General features: G+C 29.2%; 17 protein-coding genes. 12 read left to right on the top strand and 5 right to left on the bottom strand.

From position 1 onward, the window contains the following. Nucleotides 1–8: 8 nt before the first annotated feature. Entirely contained in the window at nucleotides 9–1,127 is a 1,119-nt protein-coding gene (locus N3Z17_RS01500) for a mechanosensitive ion channel family protein (RefSeq protein ID WP_282472256.1), read from the bottom strand. Between the two features lie 289 nt (nucleotides 1,128–1,416). Between N3Z17_RS01500 and secF the strand changes: the two genes are divergently transcribed. The 11 genes from secF to N3Z17_RS01445 are packed head-to-tail and all read left to right on the top strand — an operon-like array spanning nucleotide 1,417 to nucleotide 12,709. Further along, complete coding sequence (secF, locus tag N3Z17_RS01495) at nucleotides 1,417–2,268, top strand: protein translocase subunit SecF (RefSeq protein ID WP_282472255.1); 852 nt, start codon at nucleotides 1,417–1,419, stop codon at nucleotides 2,266–2,268. Next, entirely contained in the window at nucleotides 2,265–3,707 is a 1,443-nt protein-coding gene (locus N3Z17_RS01490) for an amino acid permease (protein ID WP_282472254.1), read from the top strand. The genes secF and N3Z17_RS01490 overlap by 4 nt, the downstream gene beginning before the upstream one ends. Continuing rightward, complete coding sequence (locus tag N3Z17_RS01485) at nucleotides 3,676–5,136, top strand: APC family permease (RefSeq protein WP_282472253.1); 1,461 nt, start codon at nucleotides 3,676–3,678, stop codon at nucleotides 5,134–5,136. Before N3Z17_RS01490 ends, N3Z17_RS01485 begins: the two co-directional genes overlap by 32 nt. Nucleotides 5,137–5,152: 16 nt before the next feature. Then, entirely contained in the window at nucleotides 5,153–5,791 is a 639-nt protein-coding gene (gene trmB / locus N3Z17_RS01480; protein ID WP_282472252.1) for a tRNA (guanosine(46)-N7)-methyltransferase TrmB, read from the top strand. Nucleotides 5,792–5,795: 4 nt separating this feature from the next. Further along, the gene (gene mnmE / locus N3Z17_RS01475) at nucleotides 5,796–7,175 is read left to right on the top strand and encodes a tRNA uridine-5-carboxymethylaminomethyl(34) synthesis GTPase MnmE (protein WP_282472251.1); all 1,380 of its coding nucleotides are present in this window, start codon (nucleotides 5,796–5,798) and stop codon (nucleotides 7,173–7,175) included. Between the two features lie 38 nt (nucleotides 7,176–7,213). Then, nucleotides 7,214–9,019, top strand: a complete 1,806-nt coding sequence (mnmG, locus tag N3Z17_RS01470; RefSeq protein ID WP_282472250.1) for a tRNA uridine-5-carboxymethylaminomethyl(34) synthesis enzyme MnmG — start codon at nucleotides 7,214–7,216, stop codon at nucleotides 9,017–9,019. Further along, the gene (locus tag N3Z17_RS01465; RefSeq protein ID WP_282472249.1) at nucleotides 9,019–9,801 is read left to right on the top strand and encodes a ParA family protein; all 783 of its coding nucleotides are present in this window, start codon (nucleotides 9,019–9,021) and stop codon (nucleotides 9,799–9,801) included. The genes mnmG and N3Z17_RS01465 overlap by 1 nt, the downstream gene beginning before the upstream one ends. A gap of 4 nt (nucleotides 9,802–9,805) precedes the next feature. Then, nucleotides 9,806–10,675, top strand: coding sequence for a ParB/RepB/Spo0J family partition protein (locus N3Z17_RS01460; protein WP_282472248.1), 870 nt, complete (start codon nucleotides 9,806–9,808; stop codon nucleotides 10,673–10,675). Nucleotides 10,676–10,686: 11 nt separating this feature from the next. Next, on the top strand, nucleotides 10,687–11,400 hold the full coding sequence (locus N3Z17_RS01455) for a MotA/TolQ/ExbB proton channel family protein (RefSeq protein ID WP_282472247.1): 714 nt from the start codon (nucleotides 10,687–10,689) through the stop codon (nucleotides 11,398–11,400). Nucleotides 11,401–11,411: 11 nt separating this feature from the next. Next, nucleotides 11,412–11,837 carry an ExbD/TolR family protein gene (locus tag N3Z17_RS01450; RefSeq protein ID WP_282472246.1) on the top strand — a complete coding sequence of 142 codons (426 nt, stop codon included), beginning with the start codon at nucleotides 11,412–11,414 and terminating at the stop codon, nucleotides 11,835–11,837. A gap of 14 nt (nucleotides 11,838–11,851) precedes the next feature. Continuing rightward, complete coding sequence (locus tag N3Z17_RS01445; protein ID WP_282472245.1) at nucleotides 11,852–12,709, top strand: hypothetical protein; 858 nt, start codon at nucleotides 11,852–11,854, stop codon at nucleotides 12,707–12,709. Between the two features lie 847 nt (nucleotides 12,710–13,556). Here the strand turns inward: N3Z17_RS01445 and pssA are convergent. Together pssA and N3Z17_RS01435 are read right to left on the bottom strand one after the other, a co-directional pair. Beyond that, nucleotides 13,557–15,083 (bottom strand): CDP-diacylglycerol--serine O-phosphatidyltransferase, encoded by a 1,527-nt coding sequence (gene pssA, locus N3Z17_RS01440; protein ID WP_282472244.1) that lies wholly within the window; start codon nucleotides 15,081–15,083, stop codon nucleotides 13,557–13,559. Between the two features lie 17 nt (nucleotides 15,084–15,100). Further along, nucleotides 15,101–15,895, bottom strand: a complete 795-nt coding sequence (locus N3Z17_RS01435; RefSeq protein ID WP_282472243.1) for a phosphatidylserine decarboxylase — start codon at nucleotides 15,893–15,895, stop codon at nucleotides 15,101–15,103. A gap of 139 nt (nucleotides 15,896–16,034) precedes the next feature. On the opposite strand from N3Z17_RS01435, the gene N3Z17_RS01430 reads away from it, so the two are divergent. Next, the gene (locus tag N3Z17_RS01430; protein ID WP_282472242.1) at nucleotides 16,035–17,228 is read left to right on the top strand and encodes an MFS transporter; all 1,194 of its coding nucleotides are present in this window, start codon (nucleotides 16,035–16,037) and stop codon (nucleotides 17,226–17,228) included. A 98-nt stretch (nucleotides 17,229–17,326) separates the two neighbouring features. Here N3Z17_RS01430 and fliQ read toward each other — a convergent pair whose 3' ends face one another. Both fliQ and secB read right to left on the bottom strand, forming a co-directional pair. Further along, nucleotides 17,327–17,593, bottom strand: a complete 267-nt coding sequence (gene fliQ / locus N3Z17_RS01425; protein WP_282472241.1) for a flagellar biosynthesis protein FliQ — start codon at nucleotides 17,591–17,593, stop codon at nucleotides 17,327–17,329. A gap of 1 nt (nucleotide 17,594) precedes the next feature. After that, nucleotides 17,595–18,038, bottom strand: a complete 444-nt coding sequence (secB, locus tag N3Z17_RS01420; protein WP_282472240.1) for a protein-export chaperone SecB — start codon at nucleotides 18,036–18,038, stop codon at nucleotides 17,595–17,597. Between the last annotated feature and the right edge of the window lie 82 nt (nucleotides 18,039–18,120).

Genomic DNA, 18,120 nt, shown 5'->3' with positions numbered 1-18,120 from the left:
ATCTCTGTTTATAGCGGCACACTACATTGTATGCAAGTTGTTTTAGTGGAAAAGGCCATTTCAGCGTTGTTTTTACCAATTATTTTATTAATTTTTAGTAACACATCTTGTTTGACTTCTTGATATTCAATTGAATCGGTGGTTTTGGTAAATGCGTAGATCATAAAATCAACAGAAGATTGGTTAAATTGAGTTAAATTGACGATTAAGGTTTGATCCGAGGCAATTTTCTCATGTTTTAAAAGCATATTTTTTACATCATCAATTATTTTTGTTACAGCAGCAATATCACAATATCTAATTCCTATAATTTCTTTAATCCTCATGTGCGACATCTTTGAAGTATTTTCTATTACTATATCATTAAAAACAGAATTTGGCACATATAAAGGTCGTTTATCAGATGTGCTAATTTTTGTAAGCCTCCAACTAATTGATTCCACAACTCCTTCTATTTTTTTGTCTGGAGAACGAATATGATCACCTATTTCAAAAGGTTTATCAAGATATATTAAAGTCGCTCCAACAAAATTTGCCAGCAAATCTTTTGAAGCAAAACCAAGTATTATGCCACTCACACTACCAAATGCAAGTACTCCAGTTATATTAATTCCAGAAGTCTCAATTGAGGTTAGCAAAGCAAAGAAAATAACGATAATTTTTAATATTCTGCAAAAAGTTCCAATTGGTATATTAACCGGCATATTAACTTTATTGGCAAGAGAGCTTTTTTTCTGAGCATATAATTCACATTCATGTATTAGCTTAAACGCAAATAATCCAAATAAAAATATAAAGACAATTTTTCTGAAAAATAAAATAGAATGCAGTATATCAAAATTTAAAAATTTGTTTGCTAATACAATTATATATGATGCAACTAATACCCATATTAAAATCTTCAGAGGAGTTTTGATTGAAAAAATTACTATTTTATAAATATTTTCACCCCTTTCTACCTTTTCAAATTTACGATAAAATTTACTAATAATTTTATTTGCAATAAAACCGAACAACATTATCAACAGAATTTCCATTGACACATATAACAACAACTTATTATTTAAAAAAAAATCTACTGAAATAAAACGATGCATATAAACAAAACAAATACCTTCTTTTATCATTCCATGATATATTCAATCATTTTTTTTTCAAGATAATAAAAATTTGAAAAATATTGTTACATGAAATCAATAAATGGTACAATTTCCATTATAGATAAATCATCTAGCTTTTAGCTTATTACTATTATTTTTGGATTGTAATATGAACAATGTGTTACAATTCATAAATTGACATTTTCAAACTATTATGTATCTTGTACCTAATCTTTTGATCAATTATAGATTTTTACACCTATAATGCACATGGTTTGATCATATAGAGCTATACCAATATTAAAGATAGCCAAACATGCCTTCCAAATTTTTTGATTTTTATTCTTATAGGAATTATGGATTTTTATTCAGCATTATTTTTACAATAATTACTATTGTAGGATATTTCTACAATGGGCTAAATTTAGGTATTGATTTTAAAGGGGGAATCATAATTGAATTAACCTCAGAAAACTCTAATAATATTAAAAGCGCTTTATCCACTAAATACAATGATATTGTTTTACAACAATCTGGTGAAAATTTGGTTATACGCCTACAGAATATAGAAAATAGCAACATAAAAATAACAGATCAAATAAAGTTTGAAATATTGCAACTAGATCAAAAAGCTAATTTTCTCAAAATTGATTTTGTAGGGCCAAAAATTTCTGATGATTTGGTTAAAAAAGCTATTTCTGCATTTTTTTGGTCTTTATTTGTTATAATGATGTACATTTTAGTAAGATTTAACTGGAGATTTAGCATAGGTGCAATATTATCGTTAATACATGATTTAACGGCTTCTATAGGATTCTTTGTGTTTACTGGATATGAATTTAATTTAACGTCTATCGCTGCAATTTTAACAATTATTGGATATTCTGTAAATGATAGTGTGGTCATTTATGATCGCATAAGAGAAAATGCATCTGGTAATAAGCAATGTTATCTTACTGCCAAAGTGATTAACAAAAGTATTAATGAAACTTTATCTAGAACCATAATGACATTTTTAACAACTTTTGTTGCTTGCGTCTCTTTATGGATTTTTGGTGGTGAAAATTTGAAGAGTTTTAGTGCAGTAATTACATTTGGTATTGCATTTGGCACTTATTCATCTATATTCATATCAGCAAATATTTTACCATTCCTGACTAAACGATGAATATTAAAGAAATATTTAGAAAAAAATCATTTGAGGAACTACGTAAGGAAGCTGATTCATCGAAGGGATTGATTAGAAGTATGGGGGCTTTTCAATTAATATTGCTCGGGATTGGAGCAATTATCGGTGGCGGAGTTTTTGTATTAACTGGAACTGCCGCTTTTAACCATGCTGGACCTGCTATAGTTTTATCTTTTGCTCTTAGTGGGGTTGTCTGTATTTGCGCTGGGTTATGTTATGCAGAATTTGCATCTATGATACCAGTATCAGGAAGTTCGTATACTTATGCATACGCTACACTCGGAGAATTGCCGGCCTGGTTAATAGGCTGTTTTTCTGTGCTAGCTTATTTTTTAGCTGCAGCATCTGTGGCAAACGGATGGTCAAGTTATTTTATAGGTTTACTAGAGCATTACGATATTTACTTGCCAGAAAAATTTATGCATGTGACAGGACATTTATATAGTGATTCTAATGGAGAAATAAAAAAAGCATTTTTTAATTTACCAGCTTTCTTAATATCTATAGCTACTATGTTCGTATTATGCAGAGGAACTCAAGGGTCTTCAATTGTTAACGCAATTATAGTATTTATAAAAATGGCGATTTTGTTTCTTTTCATTATAATTGGAGCGACAAAAATTGACTTTGCAAATTGGGTGCCTTTTATACCAGAAAATACTGGAACTTTTGGAGAATATGGATTCTCAGGTGTAATTGCTGGGGTATCAATCTTATTTTTAGCATTTACCGGATTTGATTCTGTTTGCACTGCTGCGCAAGAGGCTAAAAATCCACAAAAAAACTTACCAATAGGTATAATTGGAGCAATTATTATAGCTACTATAACCTATATTTTAGTAGGGGCAGTTCTTACGGGAGTTGTAAACTATAAAGATTTAAACACAGCCCAGCCGTTTGCAATTGCTGTTAAAAAAATGAACAGTCCAATCTTTTTAATATTTGTTAAATTAGGGGCTGTAGCAGCAATTACGTCAGTAATACTTGTACATCAATATGCTATTGTTCGTATGATATATTCAATTACAAAAGATGGTTTATTACCTTCTATCTTTAAGAAAATCCATAAAAAATATCACACACCTTACTTCTCTACCGTAATAGTTGGTTTGTTAATCGGAATAGTAGGGGCTACAATAGAGTTAGAGGAACTCGTAAAACTTAGCACATTCTTTATATTGCTGATAATTATGGTTATATGCTTTAGCACAATATACCTAAGATATAAAAGGCCAGATTTAAAAAGAAATTTTAAATGTCCATTTGTTCCGTGGATTCCAATGATAGCAATATTATTAGCAGGACAGATATTATTTAGTTATCCTGCCATAACTATAAAATACGCTTTAATTTGCTTAGTAATATGTACAATTTATTATCTATCTTATGGAAAATATAAAAGCAATTTGGAAAAATAATTTCAAATCTCTTTTTGAGAAAAAATCTGTTTATGAGACTAATTTAAAAGCCTCAAATCATAATAAATTAAAGAAAAGTTTGTCATTATTTCAAGTGATAACACTTGGTATTGGAGTAATTGTTGGGGCTGGTATATTTGTTTTAACTGGAATTGCCTCTGGAATGCATGCTGGGCCTGCTATTACTATATCTTTTGCATTAAGTGGTATCATATGTATATGTGCTGGTTTATGCTATGCAGAATTTTCCTCAATATTGCATACCTCTGGAAGTTCTTATTCCTATACATACATAACATTTGGTAGATTCCCCGCGTGGATTGTTGGTTCAATTTCTGCGATTGGCTATTTTTTAGGAGCAGTATCTGTTGCCGTTGGCTGGTCAGGATACTTTTCTGATATACTACATAACTTCAATCTTGGACTTCCCGAAAAATTTGCATTGCCAACAGGAACAGAATACAATGTCCAGGGGGTAGTTTATCATGCTATATTTGATATACCAGCATTTACAATTTCTTTTATATCAACTTTAGTTCTTTATAGGGGAATAACTTTATCATCAATTATCACAAGCTTTTCGGTAGTTATAAAATTATTAGTTTTACTTTGCTTTATAGTAATAGGAATGTTTTATATTGATACAAACAATTGGATACCTTACATTCCACAAAATACAGGGAAATTTGGAGAATATGGAGTATCCGGGATTATAACTGGCATCTCTATGGTTTTTCTTGCTTTTAACGGATTTGATTCTATATGCACTTCTGCTCAAGAAGTTAAAAATCCTAGAAAAAATATTCCATTAGGCATTATTATTACTATAATCACTGTTACAATCATATATATATTAACTTCTGCTGTGATGACTGGTTTAGTGTCTTATAAAGAGTTAAATGTACCTCAAGCTTTAGCTGTTGCTGTAGACAAAATAGGACTGCCTTGGTTGAACTATCTTGTGAAATTTGGTGCTGTAGCAGGCTTAAGTTCAGTAATAATTGTAAGTCAATACACAGTTATCAGAATGCTTTTGATTATGGCCGAGGATAATTTGTTACCTAAGATTTTTGCAAGAGTTCATTCTAAAAATAAAACTCCACACGTTATTACTCTTGCTATTGGCTTATCTATGTCATTTATCGCCGCAACAACTAATTTACAAAATATAGTAAAACTGAGTAGCTTTTTTATTTTATTAACTATAGTTATTATATGTATATCAACTATAGTTATGAGATACACTGAGCCAAAATTAAATAGAGATTTTCGTTGCCCTTTGATGCCTGTTACTCCAGCAATTGCTATTCTATTAGCAATATATATAATGTCTTCCTATCCCCTTCTAGTTTATCTTAATGCATGTACTGTCTTAGTTATATTAACATTTTTATATTTCATTAATAGTAGATTTAGGGCCCATAAATAGTTAAAATTTTTCAACTATGAATAATGAGTTAAAATATATTCCATATAAATCACGAAGAAACAAGTTTATTAGAGATAGTAGCTCATTAAGCTTACTGAATTACTATTCCTATGGAAGACAACAAAAATTTATTTTGAGCACAAATAAAAAAGTTAATTTAGAAATAGGATTTGGCTCAGGAGAGTTTATTTTTTACCGTGCTATCAGAGATAGCGACAGCATATATATTGGAAGCGAGGTATATACTCCTGGTATTATGAAATTAATTAATAATATTAAGGAACATGATCTACATAATATTTTTGTTTATCAAGGAGATGCCAGGGAATTATTAAATCAAGTGCCTGATAAATTTTTTAATAATATTTATATCTTATTCCCTGATCCATGGCCAAAAAATAGACATCACAAGCACAGACTAATTAATAAAGATTTTCTTCAATATTTATCAAATAAATTTTCTTCAAACTTATTTATAGTTACTGATCATTCAAATTATGCAGAAAGTGTTTTATATGATATTTTACAGAGCGATAAATTTAAATTAGTTAAAATGAAGATATCAAATAAAATTTTTTACAAGACTAATTTTGAAGAAAAAGCGTTGCAAAAATCTAATAATATTTTTAATTTTGCTCTATCACATAAAAATTAATATAATGTTACAAAAAGAAACAATTTTTGCTTTGTCCACATGCTATGGTAAATCTGGGATCGCTATTATCAAAATATCTGGACCTAATGCTCTTTTAGTACTTAAAGATCTTAATTTTAAAAAAAATTTATTAAAAAGAGTAGCTACATTAGGAAAGATATATAAGAAAAATTTAGAGCTTATAGATGAAGTAATTGCTATTTATTTCCCTAAAAATAATAGTTATACGGGAGAAGATACGGTTGAATTACAAATACATGGAGGAATTGCTATTATAAATTCCATCTTTGATGAATTAAACTCTTTAGACTATTTACGCTTAGCTACTAATGGCGAATTCACTAGGGTAGCATTAGAAAATAATAAAATATCCTTAAATAAGGCAGAGTCTTTGATTGATCTTATTAATTCAGAATCTGAATATCAAAGAAAAGTTGCTATAAGAAATTATAATGGAGCATTGGAGGATATTTATTCCATTTGGAGAAATGATATGGTTGAACTATTATCCATATCAGAGGCATATATAGATTTCCCAGATGACCTTTTAGATGAGGCTGAGCTCACAAAATTAAATAAAAGGATAAAAAAATTACAAAGCGAATTTGAAAATAATATTAAATTTTTTAGTTCCGCTAATAAACTAATGAATGGAATTAGCGTTTGTATTGCTGGGGCCACTAATGTAGGAAAATCAAGTTTGATGAATTTTTTATCTAAAAGTGATACCTCAATAATTTCAAACATTAAAGGTACAACAAGAGATGTTGTTAAAACTAAAATAGAAATAGCCGGAATCCCAATTATATTGCATGATACAGCTGGTATAAGAATAACCTCAAATAAAATTGAAAATATGGGAATAGAAAAGGGGAAAAATGTAATGAAAAATTCTGATATAATAATCTTTATGTTCGGTGCAAACAATTTACTAAACTTAAATATATTAATTGAATCAAAAAAATGGTTAGACACTACTGTCAAGATTTTAGTTTATGTAAATAAAATTGACTTATTGAGTGATTATCAACTTTTAAAGACAAAACTTATAAAACAATTAGAAAAAATTAATTTAAAATATGAAGCTCTCCTTTTTTTATCTTTAAAATCTAATAAATACAATGACGCGATATTACAAAGTATAGAAGAAATTTTAAATAATTTTATGCCCTCCTCAGATGCAAATTTAATTACTAACATTAGGCATCAAAATAAATTGAGGAATTGCAATAATTACCTCAATAACGCATTAAATACAGATATTTTAGAATTAAAAACAGAAGAATTAAGAGCTTGTGCAAAGGAATTAGGTTTATTGTTAGGTGATATTAATACAGAAGAAGTGCTAGATAAAATTTTTAGTAGCTTTTGTATCGGAAAATGATATAAGTTGATTGTTTCACGTGAAACATAATATAAATTATGCAAAAAAACTACGACGTCATTATTATTGGAGGTGGGCATGCAGGTGTCGAAGCTGCCACTGCAGCATGTAGAATAGGAGCAAAAACCTGTCTAATTACAAAATCGAAAGATGATTTAGGCGAGCTTTCGTGCAATCCATCTATTGGTGGCGTTGCTAAAGGTATTATAGTGAGAGAAATTGATGCTCTAGATGGAATAATGAGCAAAGTTATTGATAAATCTGGGATACATTTTAAAGTATTAAATAAAAGCAAAGGTCCTGCAGTATGGGGGCCTAGAGCTCAAGCAGATAGAGATTTATATAAAGAAAATTTACAAAATATTTTGTTTAATTATAAAAATTTAGATATAATATACGATGTTGTCGATGATATTATTATTTCAAATGGCAAAGCATCTGGTATAATCTGTGGCGAAATTAAAATAATCTCCAATTCTGTAGTTATTACATCAGGAACATTTTTAAATGGCGTAATTCACACAGGATCAACTAAATATAATGCAGGAAGATTTGGCGAAAAATCTATTACTGTACTAGCTGAAAAACTAAAATCCTATAAATTTAATATTGGAAGATTAAAAACAGGTACGCCCCCTAGAATATTGAAACAATCAATTAATTGGGAAATTTTAGAAAAACAACTAGGAGATGAAACGCCCCAACCATTCTCCGACCTTACGAAAAGTATATCACAAAATCAAATACCGTGTTACATAACATATACAAACGAAAAGACCCATAAAATAATTGAGAAAAATCTTGCGCAGTCAGCAATTTATTCTGGAAATATTACTTCTATTGGCCCTAGATACTGTCCGTCTATAGAAGATAAGGTAGTGAAATTTAGAGATAAAATACGTCATCAAGTATTTTTAGAGCCTGAAGGACTAAGAAGTGATTTAATATATCCTAATGGAATATCCACATCATTGCCACAAGATATTCAGGAGGAATTCGTTAGATCAATATCTGGACTTGAAGAAGCAAAATTTATAAGATATGGATATGCCATTGAATATGATTTTATAGATCCAAGAGAATTAGAAGAAACCTTAGAAAGTAAAAAAATCGAAAATTTGTTTTTTGCAGGGCAAATTAATGGAACAACAGGATATGAAGAAGCTGCAGGACAAGGCCTAATTGCAGGCGCCAATGCAGCCTTAAAATTACAGAATAAAAAATTTGTTTTATCAAGGAGTGATTCATATATAGGAGTGATGATTAATGATTTAGTAAATTTTGGTACTAAGGAGCCATATAGAATGATGACTTCAAGAGCGGAGTATAGAATTAAACTGAGAAGTGATAATGCATCAGAAAGGTTAACAGCAATAGGTAACCAGTACGGTTTAATAACTACTGAGAAGTTAAAAAATTATAATGACATCGTAGAGCAAAAAAATAAAATTTATCATTTTTTAAAAACAAAAAGTATAATTGAAGGGTATAATAACTTAGATAACTTGCAATCTAAAGGCATTCTAAATATTAAACAGATCAAAAAACTTTTTCCAGAAATCATTGATGCGGATGAGAGAATTCTAATAAATATTTTTGCCGAAAATTTATATAAAGATTATGAAAAAAGACTAGCTAAAGATATTGAAATTTTACAAAATGATAAAAAAATAACTATACCGAATAATATTAATTATAATGGTATAACTGGTCTTTCTAATGAAATAAAAATGAAATTAGAAAATTCCTCTCCAAAAACAATTGCAGATATAAGAAGAATTCAGGGCATGACTCCATCTGCACTAATTACAATAATAATATATATTAAGAAACTAAAAAATTAATGAAAAATAGTTGCAAAATAATATCTATAATCAATCAAAAAGGTGGTGTAGGAAAAACTACAACTTCAATAAATTTGGCAACAGCATTAAGCCTATATCAAAAAAATATTCTGCTGATTGATCTGGATCCACAGGGAAATCTGAGTACAGGAATGGGTATAGAAAATTCAAATAGAGTGCAAAACATTTACAATTTATTGTTAGACGATTCTACCATTGAAAATGTAATAAAAAATACCTTGCTACCCAATATCGATATCATACCATCTAATCAAGACCTGTCTGCATTTGATACAGAAGTTTCAAATGCAGAAAATAAAGAATACATATTAAATGAGAAGCTACAACAAATAAATAAAACCCTCCCAAAATACGATTATATATTTATAGATTGTGCTCCATCATTAAGTCTACTTACAGTTAATGCTTTAACCGCCTCAAATTCAGTATTGATACCGCTACAGTGCGAATTTTTTGCACTTGAGGGGATTGCCAACATAATTAAGATTATAAATTATATTAGATCAATTCTAAATCCTAAATTAACCGTTGAAGGCATATTATTAACAATGTACGATAGAAGAAATAGACTTTGCAAAGAGGTTGTTGGTGATGTGAGAAAAAATTTTGGTAACATAGTGTATGAGCAGGTAATTCCCAGAAATATAAAGTTGTCAGAAGCCACATCTCATGGGAAACCAATCATGCTTTATGATAGTAGATGCTCTGGATCAATTTCATATATACTTTTAGCGCAAGAAATTTTAAAAAAACACTCATAAGATTATGGTAGATAATAATAAATTTAAAGCTTTAGGTAAGGGGCTTTCTTCATTGATTCCAAATAAATTGGACCTTAATATTTCGAATTTTCAATCAGACTATTTTGTTGAAATTCCTATTGATAAAATTGTTGAGAATAATAATCAACCTAGAAAAAATTTCAACGAAGAAGATATTTTGGAATTAGCAGAATCGATAAAATTATATGGGGTACTGCAACCAATTTTAGTTAAAAGTTTGGAAAATGATCGTTACCAAATTATTGCGGGCGAGAGAAGATGGAGAGCATCAAAGTTAGCAAATTTAAAATTTGTTCCAGCAATAATAAAGAATACAATTGATAGGCAAAATGTTGAAATATCATTAATAGAAAATATTCAAAGGGAAGATTTAAACCCTCTTGAAGAAGCAAATATATACAAAACATTAATTGATGAACAAGGCTATACCCAAGAAATTTTAGCCGAGAAAATTGGCAAAAGTAGAAGCTATGTTGCAAACTTAGTTAGATTATTAAAACTACCAGATAAATTTAAAAAACTAATCTTTGAGGATAAACTATCTGCAGGACATGCAAGATTATTACTTAATAATGAAAATCCAGATGAACTAGTTAAAATTATACAGAAAAACAATTTAAGCGTCAGACAAACCGAAGATATTATAAAAAACAACAATAAAATAAATTATAATAAATTTAGTAAAGATGGTGACGTATTAAATTTAGAAAGAAAAATTAGCAAGGCATTAAATTTAAAAACTAAAATTAATTTAGGGAAAAAAGAAAATAGTATCGTTATCAAATTTAATAATATGGATGAATTTGATTATTTAATCGCAATGCTTTGTAAAAATAATGAATTAACAATATAATTATAAAAATCATGGAAAAAATACCTGTTAAAAAATTTGCTGAATCAGAAATTGTTGATATTGCAAGTGCATCCACAGCAAAATCATTTTCTATTGTAGATATGTTTCTGCAAGCAGATTTATTTGTACAAACAATAATGCTGATTTTGGTCTTAATGTCTATATATTCCTGGGCAATTGCACTAGAGAAAATATTTTTACTAAAATCTATTACTAAAGAATATAACATATTCAATAAACTATTAATGGAAAATAATTACGACATAAGTTTAATTGAACAAAGGCATTTTGCCACAATAAAAAAATTAAATATATTTGGTGAAATAATTATTACAGTCTACAATAAAATCTGTTCAATTAAAAAAGATAGTATTGGAATAAACAAAGAAGAGCTTTTAGGCAATATAGAATTAAAAATTTATGATGTGAACAATAGAATTGAAGATAAGCTATATATATTAGGAACTATATCCAGCTCAGCCCCTTTTATAGGATTACTGGGCACAGTTTGGGGTATAATGCACAGTTTTCAATCGATTGTATTTTTAAAAAATGCTAGCATCTCGGCAGTTGCACCTGGAATTGCTGAAGCTCTATTGGCTACAGCTTTAGGATTAATTGTGGCTATCCCTGCGTTAATTTTTAATAATAAATTTTATAGTAGTATTGAAAGCTTAAACATTAAATTTCGAAACTCCTTTATAAAGTTAATTAGCAAAATTTAAATAAATGTTTGATGAATAAGATAATGTACAATTTTTTAAACCCTCGATCATTACGACATAAAAATAAAATAAAATCTGAAATTAACGTTACCCCATTCGTTGATGTTATGTTAGTTTTATTGATCATTTTCATGCTTACATCTCATATAATCAATACCGGCGCAGATATTGAATTACCCAAATCTTCCGAAAATTTTTCAAAAAAGGATGATTATTTAAATATCAGCCTTGATAAACACTCAAATATTTATATTCAAGAAATAAAAATAGAAAAAGTGGACTTAATTGACAAAATCAAATCTATATTAAATGAAAAACCACAAATTCAAATTATGATATATGGCGATCAATCAACTCATTATGGCGATATGATATACGTTTTTAGTGCGCTAAGGCAAGCATCGATTGACAATGTCACTCTAGTAACAGAGGAATAAAATAATTAATAATAATGAGCAAAGGTTATTTAGTATCCATATTATTCCATTTAGCAGTTTTTTTATTGCTGATTATTAATATTAATTTTTTGAAACCACCTAAAAAATTAACTTATCAAAAATTTTCAATTCATATAGGTCCCGTAAAAAAAGAGCCTTCTACAAATCTACCTAAAGAGAGCCCAGAAAAGAAAATAACTAAAGGAGCACCAGAAATTCCTCAGAAAAAGGAAATAATAGAACCTATGAATTCTAAAACTCCAGAAAAGAAAATAACTAAAGAAGCACCAGAAATTAAAGATAAAAAAAAGCCAGAAATTAAGAAAAATAATGAAATAAAAGAAATAGTCAAAGAACTTCCACCTATAGAAAAAAAGAAAACTAATAAAAAAGAATTGGAAAAAGCTAATACCCAAAAATTGCAGCAAGAAAAAAAGGAAAAAATTACCAAGAAAAATGCTACAGACACAAAAAAATTACCTGACTTAACAAAAGAGAAAAAAGTTGCAAAGCAAGAGCCTATAAAAGATATATTTTCTAATGTGGCAGACAATAGTGAACCAATTAATTTAAATAACACATCTGCTGTTTTAGATGAAAATGACCGTTTAATGATACAAGAACAATTAAAAAAACATTGGAATTCTACACCATGCTTAGACGACATGCCAATTGAGATTGAAATCATAATAGATGGAAATTGCAATATCATAAATAGAACTCTTAAAAACGCCTATGCATCATCAGCACAACTTAGAGCTTGTGCTGAAAGCGCTTTAAAATCTACTCAAAAAATTGACAAACTAGAATTAGAGTCTGAAAGTTGTAAAAAGTACAATCAGGAAATCATGAAGATTAACTTTAATAAATAGTATAGTGGTAACACCGAGTCAAAAGGCATAATCCAACTTTAGACTTTTTTGAAAGGAGGTTATATCAAATTATCAAGCTTAATGCCTTGACAAGGCCTCAGAATCACTCTTTCCAGCCGTTATAAAATAGCTAATCTCATAACAACTTATTTACACGTTTATTTACAACTATTTATTCTTGCTCTTTCAAGATACATGACGATGCCAATATATATATTTTACAGTACCTTGAACTATTCCTACTATAATATTTATTATAAGGCAGTTACTCGGATAAAATACTCTTTCATAAAAGATCCTGCGAAAAATGCAATCTCTCTGTAGGCAATGTTTGTATAAAATTATAACCATACTCTTTATCTCAGCATTCACAATAAACTAATGCATGAGATGCTTCTCTAGTTAAACTACTAATAGTACAAATCCATTAGTAAAATAAAGCAACTACCATCATTTTATAGACCTATAAAAAAGGTTTCTCATCATACATATCCTCGATAATATTATTTAAAAATGCAGAAATAGCACCATATAACATGAAACCTCCCTGATAGTATTAAGAATTTTTACAGTTGGAAGTCATTTACATCCAGCTATGAAGGAATTTGAATACTTAAAGGAATAATAAATGGACCCAGCAACTCCAATATTATAGTGGTTACCATTTTTAGGAGCTTGAACTGTAGGAATTTTTAGCAAAGTAAGAATTTTATGCAAATAGTCGACAATCATGTAAAGTATTTAAAGTCTTAATATCCTTTGTGCTTATGATTGTATACCCATTATTGAATTTTGTTAATGCAACACTGGCGGCTATGCACCGTCACAAAATTATCTCTATAATTGACTATCCAAACTCTTTAGATATCTTAATAACGCCACTTGAGGCAATATAAGATTCCTTAGAATTACTGTAGACTATAATACCAGCTCTGGATTTTTTATTAAGTATTTGTTGCTCGACACTTTTCCTATTCATAATACTACTACTACTCGCTCTGCTCGCTATACCATTTTTCTTATTACTATCATTTAATTCCATAAGCAATCCACTACTATTCTTAGCAGTTTTATTAATTTTTCTTATATATTTGCTACTATGAAGAGGATTTTTTGAATGATACATTGCTATCGCATCTTGCCAATTATTGGTTTTTTGATAATTACTAGCCAGGTAATATGCTGAATATCCAACATTATGATATGGTGAAACCATTTGCTCTATGTTTGAAAAGTTATGCTTATGATATTTATAATTTATCTGATTACAACCTATATCTATGTTTTCTTTACCATTTGCTATATGTATTTTCAGAGCTTTGATTAGCTCATTTTTAGTGCTGAAAAATCTTGATTCTCCATTTATATTAGCAGTCCACGGCCAAGGTTGAAGTCTCTTTGAATTTTTGTCATATTTTCCAGATTCTACCAAAGATATTAAATATAAAAAATTCTTGGGAATATCATATTTTCTTTCAAAAAGTTTAATTGCATTTAAGCAATGTAATACATCAGAGGAATTATATTCTGATGCATTTGATGTTTTTAAATTTGAACCAATCAATGTGCCAAACATAACAAAAATAACTAAAGCTTTGGCCAAAATATCAGAGCCACTCCCTTTCTTTATTTTGTTATGATAATAAAAACTTACTATAGGTGTCAAAACAATATAAAATAGCCCAATTACTGGCAAAAGAACCCAAGGTTCAAAGATAATACCAGTAAAAATAATACCAGAAATTATAAGTATAATGTTTACTCTTTCCCTCGGTACTGTCATTTTTTTGGCAGAGTAAATTGGAACTTTGCTTATCATCAAAAGACCTATTATAGTCATGTATATTGCATTATACCAATATGAACATATATATGATTTACCAGTAAAAAGTTCAAAATCACACATCATTGGAATCAACAATAAACCCGCAGCAACAGGCATTGGAACTCCAATAAAAAAATTATTTTTAATTTCATCATTCTCATTATCACTACTTTGCACATTAAATCTAGCAAGTCGTAACGCTGAACAAGCTATATAAAGCAAAACAACAGCCCATCCAACCCCTTTATATGGTATTTCTATGAGCGACCATAAATAAACTGCAATGCCAGGAGCAACTCCAAAATTACATAGATCAGCTAAAGAATCTAGTTGAGCACCAAATTCACTAGTAGAATTTAATAACCTGGCAATTCTACCATCAATACCGTCAAGAAATGCAGCAATTACAATTAATGCTGCAGCTATATTAAATTTCCCATCCAATGAATACCTAATGGATGTTATACCCAAGCATAACGCTAATATTGTAATCATGGAAGGTATAAGCTTCTGTATTGGTATGTTTAATTTTTTAGGTGCTATAGACATTTAAATTACATAACTATTTATTTGTTATCGCTTACTTTTTTTCTTACAACCTTAGCTTTGGCCATATTTACAGGCATATTTTTATCATCTTCTTCCTTAGAGCTAACTGATTTTTTAGGCACAGAATTTTTTAAGCTCATTTCTTTTATATCTTTAAATTCGCCAATAACCGTCTCCCCACCTATCATTCTTTGCCCTTCTAATACCTTGATATCAAAGCTTGTTGGTAAATAAAGATCCACTCTACTTCCAAATCTAATTATACCAAATCTTTCTCCTGTTGTTACTTTTTTCCCTTCTTTCAGATCACATACTATTCTACGAGCTATGAGCCCGGCAATCTGAACAACACCAATTTCCTTTTTATTACCTAGCTCTAAAAGGATTGACTGTCTTTCATTATGCTCACTAGCCTTATCCAACGATGCATTAAAAAATTTACCATGGTGATAATTTAGTTTTTTCACTACTCCAGCTATTGGTATTCTATTAACATGCACATCAAATACATTTAGAAATATGCTTATTCTGTTCATTTCATCTTGTGTATTTGCTATTTCCTCTGGTAATTTCGCCCTTTCAATTTTTTGCACTATTCCATCAGCAGGACTAACAACTACATTTTCTTGTTTAGGAACTACCCTATTTGGATCACGAAAAAAGAAGATACACCATAGGGTTAATATAACTCCAATCCAACCCAAAGGTTGAGACCATATAAAAAATATCAACGTGATTATCGCAAAGACACTTATAAAAAAATATCCCTCTTTATAGATGTTTGGGATAAATTCTCTGATATGATCTAACATAAAATACATAAATTAATTTTATTACCTTATACCACTATATAGTACACAACTCAAATTGAAAAATTTTTATTCTACTGGTATTTTCTCTTTACTTTTACTTTTTTTGTAATACAAGGAAGAAAAATTTAGGTAATAACTTATGAGATTTTTCTTTATCATAGTAGCCATTTGCTTCGTAGTTGCCCACGTGCAAAATGATATTATCTCTCCGACATTTCCTGATATGATGAACTTTTTTAACACAAACTCTAAGATATTTCATCTAGTAAGTAGCAGTTATTCTTTAGGAGTAACTATAGGTAGCCTTTTTTTAGGTTCTATTTCTGATTATGTAGGCAGGAAGAAGACATTATTAATTGGACTAGCTCTTTTAACAACTAGCTGCATCGGTAGTATGCTATCTTCAAACATATATTATCTAATATTTTTTAGATTTTTTCAAGGGATTGGCACAGCTGCCCCAATGGTTGTGTGCGTTGCGATGGTATTTGATGTTTGCAATAAGGAGAAGGCAAGAACTTTTGTTGGCTTAAAAAATGGAATATTAACTTTTGGCAAAGCAATTACACCAGTAATAGGAGGATATTTAGGTTTGCTCATAAATTGGCAGTTTAATTTTTTATTGATTACAATTTTTACAAGCTTATCAATATTGTTGGTATCAATATTTATTGATGAAACTTACCAATTTACTGCAAATTCCTCTCAAAAAAATGGAAATTACCTAATTAATAATCTGCATCAAATTTACAAAAATTATGTTTTTTTACTTTCGGATAAAATAATGGTGGCATATCTTTTTGTTCTTGGATTTATGGCATGTAGTATAATCACCTTTACCGTAGGTGCTTCAATTTTATATATAAACCATCTGGGAGTGGGTAAAAGTGTGTATGGATATTATCAGGGGGCTGTTTGGGCTGTTTTTGGTACGGTTTGTTTTTTAACGCGCTATATTATTAAATTTACAAATATTTCTTTGGCAAAAAAAATAGGATTTTCCCTGATGATTATTGGTTGCGCTTTACTTAATTACACTGCTTATATATCAACCATCCCATATTTGATTACATTAAGTATGATGATATGTAGTGCAAGCTTTGCAATTTTGATAACAATTTTATTCACTGACGCAATGTCACTTCACCCTGATATTAAAGGCGCAAGCTCATCAATCATTGCATCTATGAGAACTCTTTTAGTAGCAATTGCTGTAGCTTTAGCAGGCTATTTTTTTAATGGGACTATTATCCCTTTAACAGTTATAATTACAGTTTTACTTGGCTTAACTATAATAATATACGCATTTATCATTGCCCCCACAAACATATAAGGCAAATACATAGCAATTTATCAACTATTATTGGAATGATTAATAACGTGCACCACTTTAATAAACTACTTTTTCGTTAATTACTTTGCGTGAATATGTTATTGCAAATTAATGATGTGTGAAACGATATTTTCCATATAACTAGAAAATACGCTACCCATATAATTTAAGGACAACAGTAAAGAAAAAAATACAGCTATAATTTTTGGCACAAATGAAATTGTGGGCTCCTGAATTTGTGTTAAAGCCTGAACTAATGATATTAATACACCAACAACTAACGCTACCAAAAGAAGTGGCAAGGACAATTTTAATAGCACTATTAGACTATCTTGTGCTATTTCTATAATAGTTCCTGCGTCCATTCTAATTTAATTTTTCGTTTAATTGTTTATTGTTATTGTAGAGAGTCGTAAAATCTATAGGAGATATGTATAAAGGTAAATAGCCGCCATCTCTTGAAAGATCAGAAATAATCCTTCTAGCGTAAGGAAAAATAATATTAGGACACTGAATAAAAATTATTTTCTCTTTATCCTTCACATCTTTTTCTAAAGTAAAAACCCCTGCATATTTCAAATCAATCAAATACTGAACTTCATCTTCAATAACGGATTTAACTTGAATACCTAACACAACTTCATATGTTTCATTTTGTATACTATGAGCGCCTATATCAATAGAAACATCCACTTCTGGTTTTTCATTATTTAATAGGCTATATGGAGCTTTTGGATTTTCAAACGATAAATCTTTAACGTATTGAGCATTAACCAAAACGCTACCATTAATGCCTAATTTTTGCGACATAATTAAAATTATAATCTATTAATTTAACAATTTATATCAAATTTACTTGAAGAATACAAAGATAATATATATTTAAGTATGT

The organism is Candidatus Bandiella numerosa (genome assembly GCF_029981845.1).
GTDB lineage: Bacteria > Pseudomonadota > Alphaproteobacteria > Rickettsiales > Midichloriaceae > Aquirickettsia > Aquirickettsia numerosa.
The sequence above is the reverse complement of the archived record's forward strand: the minus strand, read 5'-3'. Positions and strand labels throughout refer to the sequence as shown.

Coding starts and splice junctions, on each gene's coding strand:
- fliQ (WP_282472241.1), bottom strand. CDS start 17,593: ATGGACGCAGGAACTATTATAGAAATAGCACAAGATAGTCTAATAGTG.
- N3Z17_RS01460 (WP_282472248.1), top strand. CDS start 9,806: ATGGTAGATAATAATAAATTTAAAGCTTTAGGTAAGGGGCTTTCTTCA.
- N3Z17_RS01430 (WP_282472242.1), top strand. CDS start 16,035: ATGAGATTTTTCTTTATCATAGTAGCCATTTGCTTCGTAGTTGCCCAC.
- N3Z17_RS01490 (WP_282472254.1), top strand. CDS start 2,265: ATGAATATTAAAGAAATATTTAGAAAAAAATCATTTGAGGAACTACGT.
- secF (WP_282472255.1), top strand. CDS start 1,417: ATGCCTTCCAAATTTTTTGATTTTTATTCTTATAGGAATTATGGATTT.
- N3Z17_RS01450 (WP_282472246.1), top strand. CDS start 11,412: ATGAATAAGATAATGTACAATTTTTTAAACCCTCGATCATTACGACAT.
- N3Z17_RS01455 (WP_282472247.1), top strand. CDS start 10,687: ATGGAAAAAATACCTGTTAAAAAATTTGCTGAATCAGAAATTGTTGAT.
- pssA (WP_282472244.1), bottom strand. CDS start 15,083: ATGTCTATAGCACCTAAAAAATTAAACATACCAATACAGAAGCTTATA.
- N3Z17_RS01500 (WP_282472256.1), bottom strand. CDS start 1,127: ATGATAAAAGAAGGTATTTGTTTTGTTTATATGCATCGTTTTATTTCA.
- N3Z17_RS01445 (WP_282472245.1), top strand. CDS start 11,852: ATGAGCAAAGGTTATTTAGTATCCATATTATTCCATTTAGCAGTTTTT.
- mnmG (WP_282472250.1), top strand. CDS start 7,214: ATGCAAAAAAACTACGACGTCATTATTATTGGAGGTGGGCATGCAGGT.
- N3Z17_RS01485 (WP_282472253.1), top strand. CDS start 3,676: ATGGAAAATATAAAAGCAATTTGGAAAAATAATTTCAAATCTCTTTTT.
- N3Z17_RS01435 (WP_282472243.1), bottom strand. CDS start 15,895: ATGTTAGATCATATCAGAGAATTTATCCCAAACATCTATAAAGAGGGA.
- secB (WP_282472240.1), bottom strand. CDS start 18,038: ATGTCGCAAAAATTAGGCATTAATGGTAGCGTTTTGGTTAATGCTCAA.
- trmB (WP_282472252.1), top strand. CDS start 5,153: ATGAATAATGAGTTAAAATATATTCCATATAAATCACGAAGAAACAAG.
- N3Z17_RS01465 (WP_282472249.1), top strand. CDS start 9,019: ATGAAAAATAGTTGCAAAATAATATCTATAATCAATCAAAAAGGTGGT.
- mnmE (WP_282472251.1), top strand. CDS start 5,796: ATGTTACAAAAAGAAACAATTTTTGCTTTGTCCACATGCTATGGTAAA.